At 37.2% G+C, this 2,079-nt stretch carries 2 protein-coding genes; one reads left to right on the top strand and one right to left on the bottom strand.

From position 1 onward, the window contains the following. The coding region (locus BG20_RS10505; protein ID WP_238527613.1) for a Hint domain-containing protein at positions 1 to 931 on the top strand (931 nt) is incomplete at its 5' end. A 43-nt stretch (positions 932 to 974) separates the two neighbouring features. Here the strand turns inward: BG20_RS10505 and BG20_RS12230 are convergent. Continuing rightward, positions 975 to 2,079, bottom strand: a 1,105-nt coding sequence (locus BG20_RS12230) for a cupredoxin domain-containing protein (protein WP_010195005.1), incomplete at its 5' end; no start/stop codon positions are given.

The raw sequence follows: 2,079 nt of genomic DNA, 5'->3' as shown, positions 1-2,079 counted from the left end.
GGATTTAATCATACACTTTATGAGCATGCATTCCATTAATCACATGTTGAAATGTCTTTTAATTTTCATGATAATTTTTGGAATAATCATATCACCTGCTCATGCGCAAGACATTGCATTATCAGATACAATACTATCACCACTAAAGCAGTTTAATTCTGGAATTTTAGCAGATGAAATTCAATGCAAAGAAGGATTTCAATTAATAATAAAATCAAATGACAAGTCTCCTGCTTGTGTAAAACCTCAAAGTGTTGCCGTATTATTAATTCGAGGATGGAGCATGCAAAGCGATACAATAGATTTGAAGATAGGACAAAGAGAAGGATCTATTTTACTCCAGGGGATATTTTCTGATCACATAACTGGATTGAACTTTATGGATTATCCAGTGGCAAGAGAGGGCGGATTTCCAATTACATTGCACATTGGAGAAAAGGTAAGCAACGGGTGTACAGTAGAGATGACACTTTTAAAAATTAATGACAACACTGCAACATTTCTAAAAAAAGAGTATAATGATAGACCATGTCCAATTTGTCTTTCAGAAGACACTGTAATTGACACACCTAATGGCAACGTAAACATTAAAGATGTGAATCAAGGCATGAGAGTTTTCACACAGGATACATCTGGAAATAAACAAACAGTAGAAATTCTAAAAACTGGAAAGACTCTAGTTTCGCCTGATCACAAGATGGTTCACATTGTTTTGGTAGATAATAGAGAATTGTATGGGTCTCCAAATCACCCAACTGTGAATGGAAAAACTCTGGAACAATTACAAACGGGAGACATTCTGGATGGCGCAAAGATAAAGAAGATAGAAATTATTCCATACACTGGAACATACACATATGACATATTGCCTTCAGGAGATACAGGATTTTACTGGGCAAATGAAATTTTGATTAAAAGTACATTAAAATAAAAATCAAAATATTTCAGGAAAAGAAATTCAGACTTTTGTGTGATTAGTTTACAACAACTTTGCCTGTCATCCAAGGATGCAACATACAAAAGTAATCATATTCACCAGGTTTGTCAAACATGTGCTCCCAAGTATTCTTTGGAATCATCATTCCTGAATCAAAATTACCATCAGATGTTGCATCTTTTCCACTAGTTACAGTGTGTGCTGCAGAGTCAGTGTTTGTCCAGATTATAGATTCTCCAGAATTAATTACAGCTTGATAAGGAAGATAGCATTCATTGGTACTATCACATCCTGGTGTTGATGAACCAGTTGCTATTGTAATTTCTAATGGACCAGTTCGTTTCTCTGTTGGTTCTGGTACTGGAGCTGGTGTTGGCTCAGGAGATGGTATCGGTTCAGGTGCTGGCTCATTAGTTGGTTCTGGTTCAACGGGTGCAGATGGATTTGGTTCTCCAACAGCAATCTCGTTAGATATCATTTCATTAAATTTTTCATGTACTATTACTTGGCCAGTCATCCAGGGATGAACCATACAAAAGTAAGGATAAGTTCCTGTTTTATCAAAAGTGTATTCAAAAGTATTTCCAGACATAAACAAACTAGAATCAAAGATTCCATCGGGGGTAACATCTTTACCACTAGTTACAGTGTGCGCTGCAGTATCATCATTACTCCACATTACAGTATCATCAACTTGAATTTCTATTGAATCAGGAGAGTAACATGTGGATGTAGTTTCACAGCCAGGTGATGATACGCCTTGTGGAATGGAGACAGTTACAGTCTGTGGTGCTACAGGCATTGCCATTACTGGCTTTTCAGGAACTGGCACGGGTTCTGGAGACTTAGCCTCAGATGTTGCACTAACAGAATAAGTTACAGTGAAAGGTGTTGGATTCTTTGTGTGAATTGCAAGTGCGTTACCAGAAAACTCCCAACTTCCCATAGAATTTGCAGGGTCGACAAAAATTAGTTCGTAAACAGTGGTACCATCTACACTCCAAGTCTTTGCAGGATGATCATCAGGACCTATTGGACCTTTGAGTGCAACTAGTTGAATTGGTTCAGATGCAGAGTATGATACAATACCAGAATACATGTTACTTGATGGTGCCAAAATTATTGCAAGTTGATGTGATTCG

Origin of the sequence: Candidatus Nitrosarchaeum limnium BG20, assembly GCF_000241145.1 — an archaeon.
GTDB lineage: Archaea > Thermoproteota > Nitrososphaeria > Nitrososphaerales > Nitrosopumilaceae > Nitrosarchaeum > Nitrosarchaeum limnae.
This window is presented reverse-complemented; position numbering and strand designations above follow the sequence as displayed.